This window comes from Streptomyces malaysiensis subsp. malaysiensis (genome assembly GCF_040653035.1).
Classification (GTDB): domain Bacteria; phylum Actinomycetota; class Actinomycetes; order Streptomycetales; family Streptomycetaceae; genus Streptomyces; species Streptomyces malaysiensis.
On sequence record NZ_JBEZNG010000022.1, the window covers coordinates 130061 to 145521 of the forward strand.

General features: G+C 69.4%; 15 protein-coding genes and 1 pseudogene. 11 read left to right on the top strand and 5 right to left on the bottom strand.

Annotated features, from left to right (window positions below):
- Window positions 1-70: 70 nt before the first annotated feature.
- Together AB0E24_RS34055 and solA are read left to right on the top strand one after the other, a co-directional pair.
- The gene (locus AB0E24_RS34055) at window positions 71-1141 is read left to right on the top strand and encodes an aldo/keto reductase (protein WP_359382885.1); all 1071 of its coding nucleotides are present in this window, start codon (window positions 71-73) and stop codon (window positions 1139-1141) included.
- A complete protein-coding gene (gene solA / locus AB0E24_RS34060; RefSeq protein ID WP_359382887.1) occupies window positions 1138-2367 on the top strand; it encodes an N-methyl-L-tryptophan oxidase in 1230 nt (409 codons plus the stop codon). Before AB0E24_RS34055 ends, solA begins: the two co-directional genes overlap by 4 nt.
- On the opposite strand, the gene AB0E24_RS34065 is transcribed toward solA, so the two are convergent.
- The gene (locus AB0E24_RS34065; protein WP_359382890.1) at window positions 2359-3303 is read right to left on the bottom strand and encodes a helix-turn-helix transcriptional regulator; all 945 of its coding nucleotides are present in this window, start codon (window positions 3301-3303) and stop codon (window positions 2359-2361) included. The genes solA and AB0E24_RS34065 overlap by 9 nt on opposite strands.
- Before the next feature lie 131 nt (window positions 3304-3434).
- Between AB0E24_RS34065 and AB0E24_RS34070 the strand changes: the two genes are divergently transcribed.
- On the top strand, window positions 3435-4340 hold the full coding sequence (locus AB0E24_RS34070) for an oxidoreductase (RefSeq protein ID WP_359382893.1): 906 nt from the start codon (window positions 3435-3437) through the stop codon (window positions 4338-4340).
- 42 nt (window positions 4341-4382) lie between these two features.
- Here AB0E24_RS34070 and AB0E24_RS34075 read toward each other — a convergent pair whose 3' ends face one another.
- The gene (locus AB0E24_RS34075) at window positions 4383-5561 is read right to left on the bottom strand and encodes a cytochrome P450 (protein ID WP_232636352.1); all 1179 of its coding nucleotides are present in this window, start codon (window positions 5559-5561) and stop codon (window positions 4383-4385) included.
- Between the two features lie 458 nt (window positions 5562-6019).
- On the opposite strand from AB0E24_RS34075, the gene AB0E24_RS34080 reads away from it, so the two are divergent.
- A complete protein-coding gene (locus tag AB0E24_RS34080; RefSeq protein WP_359383011.1) occupies window positions 6020-6304 on the top strand; it encodes an aldehyde dehydrogenase family protein in 285 nt (94 codons plus the stop codon).
- A pseudogene (locus AB0E24_RS46050) lies at window positions 6213-6401 on the top strand (IS630 family transposase); the annotation flags it as partial. The gene AB0E24_RS34080 and the pseudogene AB0E24_RS46050, both read left to right, overlap by 92 nt.
- A gap of 263 nt (window positions 6402-6664) precedes the next feature.
- On the opposite strand, the gene AB0E24_RS34090 reads toward AB0E24_RS46050, so the two are convergent.
- Together AB0E24_RS34090 and AB0E24_RS34095 are read right to left on the bottom strand one after the other, a co-directional pair.
- A complete protein-coding gene (locus AB0E24_RS34090; protein ID WP_069868124.1) occupies window positions 6665-7042 on the bottom strand; it encodes a nuclear transport factor 2 family protein in 378 nt (125 codons plus the stop codon).
- Window positions 7043-7317: 275 nt separating this feature from the next.
- Complete coding sequence (locus AB0E24_RS34095; protein ID WP_359382896.1) at window positions 7318-7644, bottom strand: Lrp/AsnC family transcriptional regulator; 327 nt, start codon at window positions 7642-7644, stop codon at window positions 7318-7320.
- Between AB0E24_RS34095 and AB0E24_RS34100 the strand changes: the two genes are divergently transcribed.
- On the top strand, window positions 7637-8797 hold the full coding sequence (locus AB0E24_RS34100) for a pyridoxal phosphate-dependent decarboxylase family protein (protein WP_359382899.1): 1161 nt from the start codon (window positions 7637-7639) through the stop codon (window positions 8795-8797). The genes AB0E24_RS34095 and AB0E24_RS34100 overlap by 8 nt on opposite strands.
- Window positions 8798-8924: 127 nt before the next feature.
- A complete protein-coding gene (locus AB0E24_RS34105) occupies window positions 8925-9656 on the top strand; it encodes a D-Ala-D-Ala carboxypeptidase family metallohydrolase (RefSeq protein ID WP_069868121.1) in 732 nt (243 codons plus the stop codon).
- 139 nt (window positions 9657-9795) lie between these two features.
- Here AB0E24_RS34105 and AB0E24_RS34110 read toward each other — a convergent pair whose 3' ends face one another.
- A complete protein-coding gene (locus AB0E24_RS34110; protein WP_359382902.1) occupies window positions 9796-10839 on the bottom strand; it encodes a LacI family DNA-binding transcriptional regulator in 1044 nt (347 codons plus the stop codon).
- A 283-nt stretch (window positions 10840-11122) separates the two neighbouring features.
- Here AB0E24_RS34110 and AB0E24_RS34115 point away from each other — a divergent pair, with 283 nt between their 5' ends.
- From AB0E24_RS34115 to AB0E24_RS34130, 4 genes are all read left to right on the top strand, one after another.
- The gene (locus AB0E24_RS34115; protein WP_359382905.1) at window positions 11123-12418 is read left to right on the top strand and encodes an extracellular solute-binding protein; all 1296 of its coding nucleotides are present in this window, start codon (window positions 11123-11125) and stop codon (window positions 12416-12418) included.
- Window positions 12419-12570: 152 nt separating this feature from the next.
- Window positions 12571-13452: a carbohydrate ABC transporter permease gene (locus AB0E24_RS34120; RefSeq protein ID WP_383137513.1), complete on the top strand. Its 882-nt coding sequence runs from the start codon at window positions 12571-12573 to the stop codon at window positions 13450-13452.
- A 1-nt stretch (window position 13453) separates the two neighbouring features.
- The gene (locus AB0E24_RS34125) at window positions 13454-14296 is read left to right on the top strand and encodes a carbohydrate ABC transporter permease (protein ID WP_435865354.1); all 843 of its coding nucleotides are present in this window, start codon (window positions 13454-13456) and stop codon (window positions 14294-14296) included.
- A 2-nt stretch (window positions 14297-14298) separates the two neighbouring features.
- Window positions 14299-15378, top strand: coding sequence for a glycoside hydrolase family 130 protein (locus tag AB0E24_RS34130; RefSeq protein ID WP_283881224.1), 1080 nt, complete (start codon window positions 14299-14301; stop codon window positions 15376-15378).
- Window positions 15379-15461: the final 83 nt, after the last annotated feature.

Here is a 15461-nt window from a genome sequence, read left to right on the forward strand (position 1 = left end):
ACCCCACAGGACGGCCGCTCCACTCCACGCACCACGCCTGCTCACCCATCCCCATCCCTCGCGGAGAACCATGTCGAACACCGCCACCTTCAACGACGAGCGTCCCGACCCGCATGACGTCTTCCGCGCCGACCCGCGCCGCGCCGCCGGCGTCGAGTACCGGCGCGCGGGCCGCAGCGGCCTTCTGCTGCCCCCGATCAGCCTCGGCCTCTGGTACGGATACGGGGACGACCGGGCGTTCCAGACCCAGCGGGACGTGATCCGCTGCGCCTTCGACCACGGAGTCACCCACTTCGACCTGGCCAACAACTACGGCCCGCCACCGGGCGCCACCGAGGAGAACTTCGGACGGGTGCTGCGCAAGGACCTTCGTCCCTACCGCAACGAACTGGTCATCACGACCAAGGCCGGCTGGCCGATGTGGCCCGGTCCCTACGGCCGCCTCGGCTCGGCCAAGTACCTGCTCACAAGCCTCGACGAGTCGTTGGAGCGGCTCGGCGTCGACCACGTCGACATCTTCTACTCCCACCGCTACGACCCGGACACCCCGCTGGAGGAGACCATCGGTGCGCTCCACGCCGCCGTACGCGCCGGCAAGGCCCGGTACGTGGGCATCTCCTCCTACTCGGCCGAGCGCACCGAGGAGGCGATCGCCGTCGCGCGGCGCCTCGGCACGCCGCTGACCGTCCACCAGCCGTCGTACTCGCTGCTGAACCGGTGGATCGAGGCGAAGCTGCTCGGCACGCTGGAAGAGGCCGGGCTCGGGGCCGCCGTGTTCACACCGCTGGCCCAGGGGCTGCTCACCGACCGCTACTTGGGCGGCTTCGACGGTGTGCGACGCAGCGGCACGCGTCCTACGCTGCCGGAGGCGGCGCTGACCGACGCGACGCTCGCCAAGCTGCGGGCCCTGAACGCGATCGCCGAGCGCCGTGGCCAGACGCTGGCCCAGCTCGCCCTCGCCTGGGTACTGCGTGACCCCCGGGTCACAACCGCCGTGGTCGGCGCGACCAGTGTCGAGCAGCTCCGTGACAACCTGAGCACATTGGCAGATCTCTCCTTCACCGAAGAGGAACTCGCCCAGATCGACGAACACGCCACCGAGGCCGGGGTCAATCCCTGGGTCGCCTCGTCCGAGCTATGACCGGCAACAGCGGTACGGCGGCCGAGTCCTTCGAGCCCGTACGCACGGATGTCGTGGTGATCGGCCTCGGCGCGTTCGGCTCGGCCGCTCTGTGGCGCCTCGCCGAGCGCGGGGTCCGTGCCGTAGGCATCGAGCGTTTCGGGGTGGGGCACCCATTCGGCTCCTCACATGGCGTCACCCGTCTGTTCCGGGTCGCCTGCCAGGAACATCCCGGGCTTTCCCCGATCGCCGGCAGGACCCGCGACCTGTGGCAGGAACTCGGCGGCCGGTACCGGCACGAACTGGTGAGACAGAGCGGATGCCTGAGCGTCGGCTCGCCCACATCGACCCCGATCGCCGGAACCCTCGCCGCCGCCGGGGCCGCCGACCTCCCGGTCATCCGTCTGGGACATGACGAACTCGCCGCCCGCTATCCCCAGCATGCCCATCTGGGAGCCTCCGACGAGGCGGTCTTCGACCCGGAGGCCGGGATTTGCTTTCCCGAACGTGCCGTGCGCGCCCATGTGCGGGCGGCGGCGGGGCATGGGGCGGTGGTCTACCCGGACACGCGGGTGCTGAGTCTCGAACTCACCGCTGACGGTGTCGTCGCGCATACCTCCACCACGCGTGTGGTCGCTCGGCAGGCCGTTGTCACCGCCGGGGCCTGGCTGGGCAAGCTCGTCTCCGGACTGCCGCTGCAACCGCGCCGCGTCCCTCTGTTCTGGTTCCAGGCCCGTGACCCGCGGGACGAGAGGTTCGCCCTGGAGCGGTTCCCGGCCTTCATCCGGGAACTCCCTGATGGCCGGGTTCTGTGGGGGCATGGCTCGGACGGCCATCAGGGGTTCGGCATCAAGATCGGCATGGCGGACCAGGGACACAACTTCACCGACACCGACCCGGACGCACTCGACCGGACCATCCACCCGGCCACGGACATCGCCCAGCTGTCCGAGTGGGTCTCCGACGCGTTCCCCGGCATCGACCCGGTGCCGACCAGCGCCGCCCCCTGCATGATCACCACAACCCCGGACCACCAGTTCGTCGTCGGGCGGCCCCATGACGACCCGCGCCTGATCGTCGCCGGTGGCGACTCGGGCCACGGCTTCAAGCACGCCGCAGGCATCGGCGAGGTACTGGCCCAACTCGCGGTGGGCGAGACCCCCTACACCGACGTGGGCTTTCTCCGCCCCAACCGCTTTCTCCGCCGAACATCCGCTCGGCCACCCCACGCCGGGCAATCACCGTGAGCCCATTGACCCCGGAGGTGGGGTGCATGCCGACGTGCGCAATGGCGCACCGCTCGTCTTCTGGACGGAGTGCTTGTCGGCGCGTGCCGAGCGGGTCGCGTGCAACGACGCCAGAAGCTGGAGCCGGTCCGCGTCGGGGCTGCCCGGTTCGACGGTGAAGGCCAGCATGACCGGGCCGGGTCTGCCCGGCAGCGGATAGGTGTCCCAGTCCAGGACGATGTCGCCGACCTCGGGGATCCGGAAGGTCTTGGAGCCGCTGACCGACGCGCGTACGTCGTGCCGGGCCCACAGCCGCCGGAACTCGGCGCTGCGGATGCTCAGCTCACCCACGATCGCGGTGGCGCGCGGATGGGTGGGGTCGGTGGCGACGGCGGCGCGCATCATGCCGATGTAGTCCAGGGCCTGCCGCTCCCAGTGCGGGCAGCTCCGCTCGCCGGTCAGCGTGTCGTCGAACATCAGCAGGAGCATGTTGAGCCGGTCGGACGGGTGGGCGCCAGGGCTGCCGAGCAGCGCCTCCGCCATCGGGTTCCAGGCGAGCAGATCGAGGTGGCGGCCGAGTACGAGCGCCGGGGTGTCCATCACCCGCAGCAGCCGCCGGGTGCTGTCCGGCACCCTTTCCGGACCGTGGTCCACCTGGGCGGGCACGGGCCGGCGGGCGGCGTGCGCCAGGGTGAACAGGTGCCGGCGCTCCTCGTCGTCGAGTCCGAGCGCGTGGGCGAGCGCGTCCAGGACGTCGTCGGACGGCCGTACCTCCCGGCCCTGCTCCATCCGCTGGTAGTAGTCGGTGCTCAGCCCGGCCAGCAGGGCCAGCTCCTCGCGCCGTAGCCCGGTGACCTTGCGCCGGCCGCCGGGTTCCAGGCCGACGTCGTGCGGACGCAGCCTGCCGCGCCGGGCGCGCAGGAAATCTCCGAGCTCACGAGCGTAGGGATGGCTCATGCCCCAAGTCTGCCGCGTCGCCGGACAGCCAAGGTAGGTCCCGCGGACCTAGGCAACCGGGAACGACCGATCCGGCGCGCACCGCTCCTAGCGTCGTCGGTGTACCGCACCGACACCCTCAGGAGCAGCGGATGACCGCATGGACCGCCGACCGCATTCCCGACCAGCACGGCCGGATCGCCGTCGTGACCGGCGCGAACTCGGGCCTCGGCCTGGTCACCGCCACCGAGCTGGCCCGCCACGGCGCCCACGTCGTGCTCGCCGTCCGCGACACCGCCGCCGGTGAGGAGGCCGCCCGCCGGATCGGCGGCGATGTCGAGGTGCGCGAGCTGGATCTGGCCTCCCTCGGTTCGGTACGGGCGTTCGCCGCGGGGCCGGCCGCCGACCACCCGGCGATCGACCTGCTGGTCAACAATGCCGGCGTGGTGTTGCTCGGCCCGCGCCGCACCTCCGTCGACGGCTTCGAGTTGCAGCTCGGCACCAACATGCTGGGCCACTTCGCGCTGACCGGCCTGCTGCTCGGCAAGCTGGCCGCGGCGCGGGAACCCCGGGTGGTCAACCTCAGCTCGATCACCCACAAGAACGCGCATCTCGACTTCGACGATCTGATGTTCGAGCGTGACTACCGGGCCGCTCCCGCCTACGGCCGGTCCAAGCTCGCCACGACGATCTTCGGCGTCGAACTGGACCGCCGCCTGCGCGTCGCCGGATCGCCGATCGTCAGCACGCTGGCCCACCCCGGTCTCACCCGCACCAATCTGACCCCGCGTGCCTGGGAGCACCGCGGCCGGTTCGGGCAGCTGATCGCGCGGGTCGGCCTCCTGGCCACCCAGTCCGTGGAGCAGGGCGCGCTGCCGCAGTTGCGCGCCGCGACCGAACCTGGCCTGCGGGGCGGCCAGTTCTTCGGGCCGTCCGCGCTCTGGGAGACGAGGGGCCGGGTCACCGAGGCCCGGCTCAGCCGGGAGGCGGCCGACCCCGCCGTCGGCAAACAGCTCTGGGCGGCGGCCGAAGAACTGACCGGCATCAGCTACCTCTGAACCGGCGGCCAAGACATCGGCTGAGGTCGGTGTAACGGAGTGTCAGGCCGCGGGTTCGACCGCCACGTCCAGGTAGTCGAGACCGCGCAGCCCGTTGTTGATCAACGGTCGGCGTTCGAGGATTTCGAAGCGGGCGACCCGGTCGGCGAGCCTTTCCAGCAACGTGCTCATTTCCAGCCTGGCGAGGTGCATCCCGACGCACACGTGCTCGCCCCGCCCGAAGGCAAGGTGGTCCGAAGGGCGGCGGGTGATGTCGAAGCGCGTCGGGTTCGGGTAATGGCGCTCGTCGCGGTTGGCGGAGGCATAGAGCAGCGCGACCCGTGAGCCGGCCGCCAGCGGAACTCCGCCGATCTCGTGGTCTTCGGTGAGCACCCGGCTGAACTGGGGCACCGGGGATTCCAGGCGTAACGACTCGTTGATCGCGTGCGGAATCAACGAGCGGTCCTCGCGCAGCAGATCCCACTGGTCCGGGTGGAGGGCGAACAACGCGACCGCGTTGGCGATCGCGAGGATTGTCGTGTCCAGGCTGGGAGTGACGTAGTCGAGCATCATCACCGGGCACTTGTCGTGCGGGATCTCGCCACGGTCGGCGGCCTTGTAGAGCTGCGCCGCCCAGCCGTCGGGGTCGATGCTTCCCGGCACGGCGTCATGTATGGCGAATGCCATGAACTCCTCGACGGCCGGTCCCGCCGCGGCCGCCCGGCCGTCGGCGGGTCCCTGGGTGTTCCAGATGGCCGCGGCCCACTCCAGCATCTTTTCCCGTCCGTGATCGGGAAGCCCGACCAGGTCCGACACCACGGTCATGGGCAGGTACTCCGCCAGTTCGGTGACGACCTCGAACCGGCCCCGGCCGACGACCCGTTCGACGACCTGGTCGGCCTCGGCCTCGATCCGCGGAGTCACCTCGCGCATCCGATCCGGCCGCAGCGGCCGCCCCAGCACCGAACGCATCGCCGTGTGCTCGGGCGGATCGCTGCACAGCGTGATCCCCTCCAGTTGGGCGTTCACGTCCGGATCCACGAACACTCCACGCGCTGACGAGAACGTCTGCCAATCCATCAGTGCCGTGCGCACCTCGTCGTAGCGGGGCAACGCGTAGAGGTCGTAGCGGGACAGGTGCACCACGGGCCCGAGATCCCGAAGCCGGGCATAGATCTCGTACGGGTCGGTGCGCGCCGATTCGGTGTAGAGATCGACGTCGCTGGCAGGTATCTGGGACAACGGTCCTCCAGGAGACGGCTGTGGCGAACACCGCGACGAGCAACTTACTGGTGTCGCGCGACTGGAAGGGGTGAAAGGTCCGGTACGGCTCGATATGCCCGGCCTTGATCAACTGCGCTTGGTGATGGGCGTGGGCGTGCGGTCCGACGATCGGCGCGCGAAGCCCGGCGGTCGATGGGCCAGTGCCGGGGCATCCGCGCTCATGAGCATCTCAGGGCGGAGGACCGCGGCCAAGTACGCGGCCGTCTCCTCCCCGCCGCAACCGCGATGCCGAGCCGCTTCCCGGACCGGCCGTCACTCCCGCGGTCTGCGCGCAAAGCGGTCCTCCAGGGCTCGGATCTCGCGGTTTCAGATCTTGACCATGCCGTAAATGGCGACTTGCGCTTCTGAAACGCCGCGCCGACATCACGCCCTGGAACTTCCCCCTGTGCCAGGCCGCGATCAAGCTCGCACCCGCGCTGGCGGCGGGGAACGCGGCGGTGCTCAAGCCCCCGGAGCTGACCTCGCTGTCGGCCGAGCGCCTGGCCGAGCTCGCCCTTGAGGCGGGGCTTCCCGAGGGCACCTTGAACGTGGTCACCGGGGCCGGGGCGACCACCGGTGAGGCGCTGGTGACCCACCCGCTCGTCGAGAAGATCTCGTTCACCGGGTCGGAAGCTCGGCCAGCCTTTCACTCGCTGGTCGCTACGCAAACTCGTCGCCTACCTGCGCACAGTCCACGGCCGAGTGATCCGTATCGGCCGTGAGGCGTTACGCGGCCTGCTCGCCCGCCGTGGAGTCACCTTCCAGCGCACCAAGACCTGGAAGGAATCCACCGACCCCGACCCCGACCCCGACCCCGACCCCGGCCGCGAGGCGAATGGGCCACAAAGCACCGAACGCAAGGAACGCGCCCGCATCCGAAGCGAGAAGGGCATCCGTTGGGGTGGACGCCCCTCAACCCCGCAGCCTGACCAACCGCGAACTTACACAGCCACAGCGCATCATCGGTCCGCTCGTGGCCAAGCGCGGACGACCGAGGCGTTGTGAAGACGATCTCGGCTGGGCAGACCCGGAGCCCCGAACGGGGCCGGTTCAGGAGAAGGACGGCGCCAGAGGAGAATGACTCAGGAGGCGGACGGCTCGATCTCCCCCGCGAAGACGATGACCTGGTCGATGAGGCTCCGCCGCAGATGGACGACGTCCGTTCCCGCCAGGCGGGGGCCTCCATCCGGCGTCGTGAAGACCCACTGGTACCGGGCCCACTCGCCCGGCATGTCCACCGCCGAACAGCGCACCATCGTGCCGGTCCCCGCGGGGTGGCGCCGGATGTCCAGCACGAACCGCTCGACCGCCTCGACCCCCTCACTGCGGCCCAACGGCCCCCAGAAGACCACGTCCGAGGTTAGGGCCTGGGAGAGCAGTGCAGTCACATAGCTGTCGTCCGAGGCGTTGAACGCGGAGATGAACGTGTCGATCGCGGACCGCGCGGTCTCTTCCTGCATGCATCAGTAATACCACTCGCCTCGCGGACCGCGCTCGTCCCGTGAGCCGTCTCCCGACCACGGTGAACCATCCCGATCACAGCACTAGCCACAAGGAGGCGCTTGACAAGCAGCGGCGCACGACGGATAAGGGGATCGAGTCCTTCCGGCATCTATCGGGCTCGGAGCTGCAAGCCGAGCACCGGCACAAGTGGACGTTCATGGAGCGGGTGTACCGGGAGCTCGACCGCTTTGAGGAGGTCCGCCGCCAGGCCGATGACCGCGCTGCGGCGAGATCAGAAAGCCGGCACGGGCAGTCCCGGAGTGCTCTTGACCGTCTTCATGGTGAACTGCGAGTTGGTTCGCGCCACTCCCGGCAGGCCGGTGAGTTGGGCCAGGTAGAAGCGCTCGTACTTCTCGATGTCGGGTACGGCGACCCAGAGGACGTAGTCGGGCTGTCCGAACAGTCGCAGGCAGTGCACCACCTCATCGAGATCCGCGATGGCGGCCTCGAACGCCTCGATCGTGCTTCTGTCCTGCACCGCCATTTCCACATGCACGAGCACGTGGAACCCGCGGCCGATGGCGGCTGGATCGACCGACGCATGGTAGCCCGTGATCACACCGCTGCTCTCCAGCTGTCGCCAGAACTGCAACTTCTGGCAGCTCTCGCCGGCCGCGAGCGTGGTCGAGCGGTCCGTGATCACCTGGCTGGGCGGGCTCTTCGGCTACGACGAGCGGGCGGGTGGCATTCTCACCGGCGGCGGTTCGATCGCGACCCTCAACGCACTGACCACGGCCCTGCACGCACGCCGCCCCGGCTTCCGAGAACAGGGCCTTCAGACCCCGGCGCCGCGGCTGGTGGTCTATACCTCCGCCGAGGCCCACCGGTGTGTCGACAAGGCGGCCGCTCTCCTGGGTATCGGCACGGACAATGTCCGCCACATCCCCACCGATGGCCGGTACCGCATGCGTGTCGAGGCATTGGAGGCGGCTATCCGCGCAGATCGGGCGGCTGGTAGGGAACCGTTCTGCGTTGTCGCCACCCCGGGGACGGTCACCAGCGGCTCCATCGACCCGATCGGTGACATCGCGGACGTATGCGAGCGGGAGGAACTGTGGCTGCACCTCGACGGTGCGTACGGCGCGCTGTTCGTGTTGTCGGAACGCAAGCGCGAAGAGTTCGCCGCGTGCGCCCGGGCGGACTCCATCGCCCTGGACCCGCACAAGCTGCTCTTCACCCCACTCGAGGCAGGCTGTCTGCTGGTGCGGGATCGCGGCCTGCTGGCGAAGGCGTACGCCTTCTCCGCTTCGTACCTCACCGTCGAAGAGGACCCGCTGATGCTCGACTACATGGACTACGGCCCCCAGCTTTCCCGCAGCTTCAAGGCCCTCAAAGTCTGGAGCGCCTTGCGGACCTTCGGCGTCGACGCCTTCCGCCAGGCGGTGGATCACACCCTCGATCTCGCGCGATACATGGCCGATCTCATCGAGGCGACCCCGTGGCTGGAGCTCATGGCGCCTGTGTCCCTCACTGCCGTCTGCTTCCGGATCAAGGGCGCGTCCGAGGCGGATCACACCGCCGTACTCGCCGAGCTGATCGGTGAGGGCACCGCGCTCCTCGGCCCTGCCCACCTGGACGGCCGCCGGGGGATGCGGGCTTGTGTGACCAACTACCGCACCACTCGGGGCGACATCGAGCTGATCGTCGGCCGCCTGTCCGCCATCGCCCGCCGCCGTGGGGCCGTCGCCCGAACCTCGGACGAGTTCCTGTGACAAGCCCGACCTTTCGTACGCCGGAAGCAGTTGACGCGCGTAGCGTCGGGGCCTCACTCTGGGCGCGGCCGCTGTTCGCGTGGCGGCGTGTCACCACCATTCGAGTTCTACGGTCGGGGAGGCCGGAATGCTCAGACGGGCAGTACGAATGCTGATGTCTGTCATAGTCATGACAGGCGCCATCGTCGGGGTGGGCGCCACCTCGGGCACCGCGCACGCCGCCGGGTGCTACACCTGGAACCGCACCCTCTCCGAGGGCTCCTCCGGCGCCGATGTGACGCAGCTACAGATCCGCGTCGCCGGCTGGGTGACCTCGGGCGAGCGGCTCTCGTACGACGGCGTGTACGGCGCGCGGACCGCCGCCGCGGTCAAGAAGTTCCAGTCCGCGTACGGTCTGCCGGCCGATGGCGTCGCGGGCTCGCAGACCTTCAGCAAGATCTACGCGCTCCAGGACGCCGACTGCACGCCGGTCCACTTCGCCTATTCCGAGCTGAACAAGTGCAACTCCGACTGGTCCGGCGGTGCGGTCTCGGCGGCGACCGCCAAGGCGAACGCTCTGAAGACCATGTGGAAGCTGGAGGCGATGCGGCACGCGCTCGGCGACGTGCCGATCACCATCTCCAGCGGCTTCCGCTCCTACGCCTGCAACAGCGCGGTGGGCGGCGCGTCCACCAGCCGTCACCTGTACGGCGACGCCGCCGACCTGACCGGCTCGCCGAGCTTCTGCACACTCGCCAAGGAGGCGCGGGTGCACGGCTTCTCGGAGATCCTCGGTCCGGGCTACCCCGACCACAACGACCACGCCCACGTGGCCCTCGACCCGTCGCCGTACTGGTCCGCACCCAACTGCGGCATCTGACGACCCTCAGTGCGCGGGCCACTGGCCGGCCGGCCAGTGGCACCGGCTCGTCCGGGGTGGGGGCTGGTAGGGGAGCGGCCGACCGAAGCCGGGAGCCCACGCCCCACCCCCGCCCCCGCCCCCGCTCATGGCTCCGAGCTCACGTCCGCGGTGGCGCGGTGCTCGCCCGCACCACGAATTCCACCGGCGGGAGCTCGGCCGCCTGGAACTCTGCTCCCTCGGTGAGCGAAACCAGTGCCTGCGCGGCGGCGCGCCCCCAGGCCAGCACGTCCTGGCGTACCGTCGTCAGCGGCGGCGCGATGCAGTCGGCGAGCGGGATGTCGTCGAAGCCCACCACCGACAGGTCCTCGGGGACCCGCAGCCCGCGGCTGGTCGCGGCGGTGATCCCGGCGATGGCCATCAGGTCGTTGGCGTACACGATGGCGGTCGGCGGCCGGTCCAGGTCCAGCAGCTGATGCGTGGCCTGGGCGCCGGCCGCGCCGGTGAAGTCCGCCGCCACGGGCGGGATCTCGGGCAGGCCGGCGTCCGCGAGCGCACCGCGCCAGGCGTTGCACCGGGCCTCGGTGTGCACATACCCCGCGGCGCCGCAGACGTGTCCGATCCACCGGTGGCCGAGCGAGCGCAGATGGCTGACCGCACGCCGCACCCCGCTGCCGTCGTCGACCCCGAGGGCCGGCACCCGGCCGCCGTGCCGCGGCGGTCCGACGATCAGTGCGTCGATGCCCAGCTCCGTCACGAGTGCGGGCCGCGGGTCGTCGGTGCGCAGATCGGTGAGGAACACGCCGTCGACCCGGCCGTCACGGGCCAGCCGCTCGTACGCCTGCCGTTCGGTTTCCTCATCGGGGACGACCTGGAGCACAAGCGCGTAGCCGAGCGGCGCGAGGCCGGTCTCGATGCCGGCGACGAACTGCGGGAAGAACGGATCGGTACTCAGCAGTTCCGGCGGTCGGCGCATCACCAGGCCGAGGGTCTGGGACCGCTTGGTGGAGAGCGCCCGGGCGCCGGCGTTGGGCTGCCAGCCCAACTGGTCGATCGCGTCCAGGACCCGCTGACGCGCTTGCGGGCTGACCCCGGGGCGGTCGTTGATGACGAAGGAGACCGTCGCCTTGGAGACCTGGGCCAGTGCGGCGACATCACCGATCGTGGGCCGACCGCCCCCGCCCCGGCGTGGCGGCTGAGCCATCGCCTGGCGGGAACCGCCCGCCGATCCACCCGCTCTGTCCTGGCCCCGCACCATACCGCCTCGCCTTCCATCGATTCGTGACGATGTACGGCCCCTGGATGGCAGGAGTGCGCCACCCAGGCTACCGAAAACGTTTCGCAGCTGTCCTTGACGCTTAGATATTAAACCGGTTTGATGACGCTCGTAACCCCGCGGTGATCATTCTGACGGGGTCGGGCCGGCGGCGACGGGAGGGGAGTCGCTTCGGACCCTCAATCACCCGCATGGAAGGGAGTTGGGCACAATGAGGCGTTTTCCGCGCGTTACGGTGCTGGCCGCCGCCGCGGCGGTCGTCCTGCCATTGTCCGCCTGCGGTTCGGGCGACGCCGGCGGCAAGCCGACCTCGGGACCGATCGACATCTGGTACTCGACGAATGAGCAGGAGCAAGCCTGGGCCAAGGCCACAGTGGCCGCCTGGAACGCCGATCACCCCAAGGAGAAGGTCACCGCCAAGGCGGTGCCGTCGGGCAAGTCCACCGAAGACGTCATCGGGGCCGCGATCACCGCGGGCAACACCCCGTGCCTGGTCTACAACACCGCTCCGGCGGCGGTCGCCGCGTTCCAGAAGCAGGGCGGCCTGGTGAATCTCTCGGACACCTTCGGCGATGCCGAGTCCTTCATCAAGCAGCGCTCCGGCGGTGCCGTGGACGGCTTCCGTTCCCCGGACGGCAAGTTGTATCAAGTGCCGTGGAAAACCAACCCGTTCATGCTCTATTACAACAAGGACGTCTTCAAAAAGGCCGGCCTGGACGCCGAGAATCCGAAGCTGAGCACGTACGACGATGTGCTGGCCGCGGCGAAGAAGATCAAGAGCAGCAAGGCGGCGAAGTTCGCCCTCTATCCGCCGGCGACCAGCGACTACACCAATGCGCTGTTCGACTTCTATCCGATGTACCTGGCCAACTCCGGCGGCAAGCAGCTGGTCAAGGACAAGAAGGCCACCTTCACTTCCCAGGCGGGACAGCAGACCCTCGGCTTCTGGCAGCGGATGTACGCAGGCGGCTACTCGTCCCCGGAGGCGTACAGCGGCGATATGTGGGCGGGCCCGTTCGCCGACGAGGTGGCCGCCATGGGTATCGCCGGGCCGTGGGGCAAGGGACAGTTCGACGGCAAGGTGAAGTACGGCGTGGTGCCGCTGCCCACGGCCGCGGGAATACCGGCGGACAAGACATCGACGTTCGCGGACTCCAAGAACGTCGGCATGTTCACCTCGTGCAAGCACAAGCAGACCGCCTGGAAATTCACCAAGTTCTCCATGAGCGCGAAGAACGACGCGGCACTGCTCAAGGAAACGGGGCAGTTCCCCACCCGCGATGACGTGTCCGCCGTCGCGGGCGGCTATCTCAAGGACAACCCCTTCTACCAGCCCTTCGCCGACGCGGTGCCGCGGGCGGTGGACGTGCCGAACATCGCCGGCTCGACCGAGGTGTGGAAGACGTTCCGCACGGCCTGGGAAGACGCGGTGCTGCCCGGGAAGGGCGATGTGAAGTCGACCTTTGACAAGGCCGCGCAGCAGATCGACGACCAGACCGCCGGCTGACGAGGCGCACCGTGACATCACTCCGCGACAGCCGCGATGGGACCAAACCCGCAGGTGATCCGCCCCGTGGCCGGCACCCCCGGCCATCGACCCACCAGCACGCACCGCCGGCAGCCGCGCCCGAACGCCGTAGCCCGGGTCGCCGGCCCGGCATCTCGCGGCTCGAGCGCCGGCTGGGCAACAGCCCGCTCGGGCTCGTCCTGACCGCGCCGTACACCGCCTACGTCCTGGTCGTGTTCATCATCCCGTTCGGGGTCGGCGTATGGATGGCCTTCCACGACTACTTCTTCACCGCGCCCGGCGTCTCCGTGCCGCACCCGTTCGTCGGGTTCGACAACTTCACCGAGGTCCTCGGCGAGGAGAGGACCCGGCGCGCCTTCGCCAACCTCGGGTTGTTCATGGCGATCAACATTCCGCTGACCGTGGTGCTGGCGCTCACGCTGGCCTCGGCGCTGAATGCCGCGACCCACTGGCGCGGATTCTTCCGGGTGGCGTACTACGTGCCGTATGTGACGGCCTCGGTCGCCACCCTGGCGGTCTGGCTGTTTCTGTTCAATGGCTCCGGCGCCGTCAACAACGTTCTCGGCCCCTGGGCCCCGGACCCGTCCTGGCTGGCGAACAAGCACCTGGTGATGCCGCTCATCGCCGTCTACGTCACCTGGAAGCAGCTCGGGTTCTACGTCCTGCTCTACCTCGCCGCGCTACAGAACGTGCCCAAGGAGCTGCACGAGGCGGCGGTGACCGACGGAGCCGGGCGCTGGCAGGCGTTCCGGGCCGTCACCCTGCCGGCCGTCCGGCCCGTCACCTCGCTCGTCATCCTGCTGTCGATCATCACCGCCGGGCAGATCTTCACCGAGCCGTTCCTGCTCACCGGCGGCGGCCCGAGCGGCGCCTCGCTCACCCCCGCGCTGCTGGTCTACCAGCGGGGCATCGAGCAGGGCGAGCCGGATGCCGCGGCCGCCATCGGACTGATCCTGGTCACCGGCGTGCTCATCATCGCGACCGTCGCCCGGCGCGTCATGGAGAGGGACTGATATGGCCCGCATCCCGCGTATCACCCGCATCCTGCGCTACGCCGCGCTCGGCCTCGGCGCCATCGCCGCGCTGCTGCCGTTCTACTACATGCTCATCGGGGCGTTGCAGAAGAAGCGCGACACCAGCCTCGGCGGCCTGCTGCCGAAGCCGGGCAACCTGACCCTGGACAACCTCGCCGGTATCGACGACTCGTTCAGCCTGCTGGGCGCCCTGGCCAACTCGCTGATCATGACGGTCGGGGTGGTGGTCTGCACGCTGGTCTTCGGCCTGTTGGCCGGATACGCGCTGGCGATCCTGCGCTTCCGCGGCCGTGGCATAGTGTTCGCGCTCGTCCTGCTGGTCCAGGCGATCCCGTTCCAGCTGCTGATGATCCCGCTCTACGTGATGGTGGTGCGCTACTTCGGCCTCGCCGACAGCTACGCCGGAATGATCCTGCCGTTCGCCATCAACTCCGTCGCCGTGCTCATCTTCCGCCAGTACTTCCTCCAGATCCCGCGCGAGATCTTCGACGCTGCGCGTATGGACGGAGCGAGCGAGCTGCGCATCCTGCGCTCGGTGGCGGTGCCACTGGTGCGCCCGGCGATTCTCACGGCCATGCTGGTGACCTTCATCGGCCCGTGGAACGAGTTCCTCTGGCCGTTCCTGGTGACCAAGGACCAGGGGATGCAGCCCCTCGCGGTCAGCCTGGCGAACTACTCCCAGGCCAACTCCACCTTCCAGGCCAACCCCATGGGCGCTGTGCTCGCCGGTGCCTGCGTGCTGGCGGTGCCGGCCGTCGTCCTCTTCCTGCTCTTCCAGCGCCACTTCACCTCTGCCAACCTCGGATCCGCGATCAAAGGCTAGGTATGACCCAGCGCAACACCGAAACCGCGCTCCCGTACGCACTCAAGCGGGTCGGCGTGCTCATGAACGCCGATCCCACCGACCCCCTGGAGGCCGAGGGCGTCCTCAATCCGGCCACCGCCTGGGGACCCGACGGCGAGCTCTATCTCTTTCCCCGCATGGTCGCGGCCGGCAATGTCTCCCGGATCGGCCGCGCCCGTGTCGTGATCGAGGACGGCGTACCGGTCGGCGTCGAGCGCCAGGGTGTGGTGCTGTCCCCGGACGAGGGCTTCGAGCGGGGTGCGCACAATGCCGGCGTGGAGGACCCCCGCATCACCTTCATCCCCGACCTGGGCGTGCACGTCATGACGTACGTCGCCTACGGTCCGCTCGGCCCGCGGCCCGCGTTGGCCGTCTCCACGGACACGGTCAGCTGGCGCCGTCTGGGCCCACTGCACTTCACCTATCAGTCACACCTGTCCACCGACTTGAACTTCTTCCCCAATAAGGACCTGGTCTTCTTCCCCGAGATCGTGCCCGGCCCCGACGGCCGTCCGAGCTTCGCGATGCTGCACCGGCCGATGTGGGACCTGGACTGGCTGCGCCCGGGCGAGGGCGCCCCGGCCCCGGCCGGGGTGGCCGACGGCCGCCCGTCGATCTGGATCGCGTACGTGGACGCCGAGGCGGCCCGCCGCGATCTTTCGGCGCTGACCTCGCTGCGGCACTCCGCTCCGGTGGCCGCTCCGGAGATGCCGTTCGAGGCGGCGAAGATCGGTGCGGGTCCGCCGCCGCTGCGGGTGCCCGAGGGCTGGCTGCTCATCCACCACGGGGTGACGGGCCCGGTCGCGAGGGGCTTCGAGCTCAGCCATGGCGCCGTCTATCGGGCCGGGGGCATGCTGCTGGACCTGGACGATCCGGCGCGGGTGCTGGCGCGCTCGCAGGAGCCGTGGCTGTCTCCGGAGATCCGCGAGGAGACCGTAGGAACGCTTGGCAACGTTGTCTTCCCGACCGCCATCGAGCGCATCGCGGGGACCGTCCATGTGTTCTACGGGATGGCGGACAGCGCGATCGGCGTGGCCGCTCTGGAGCGGACCGCGGACTGACGCCTCCGACCTGAACCGGCTCTTCGCAGTCGCGGGTGTACGGTCCCCACGCACGGCACGGCTTGCGGCCGGCGGCGAGAAGC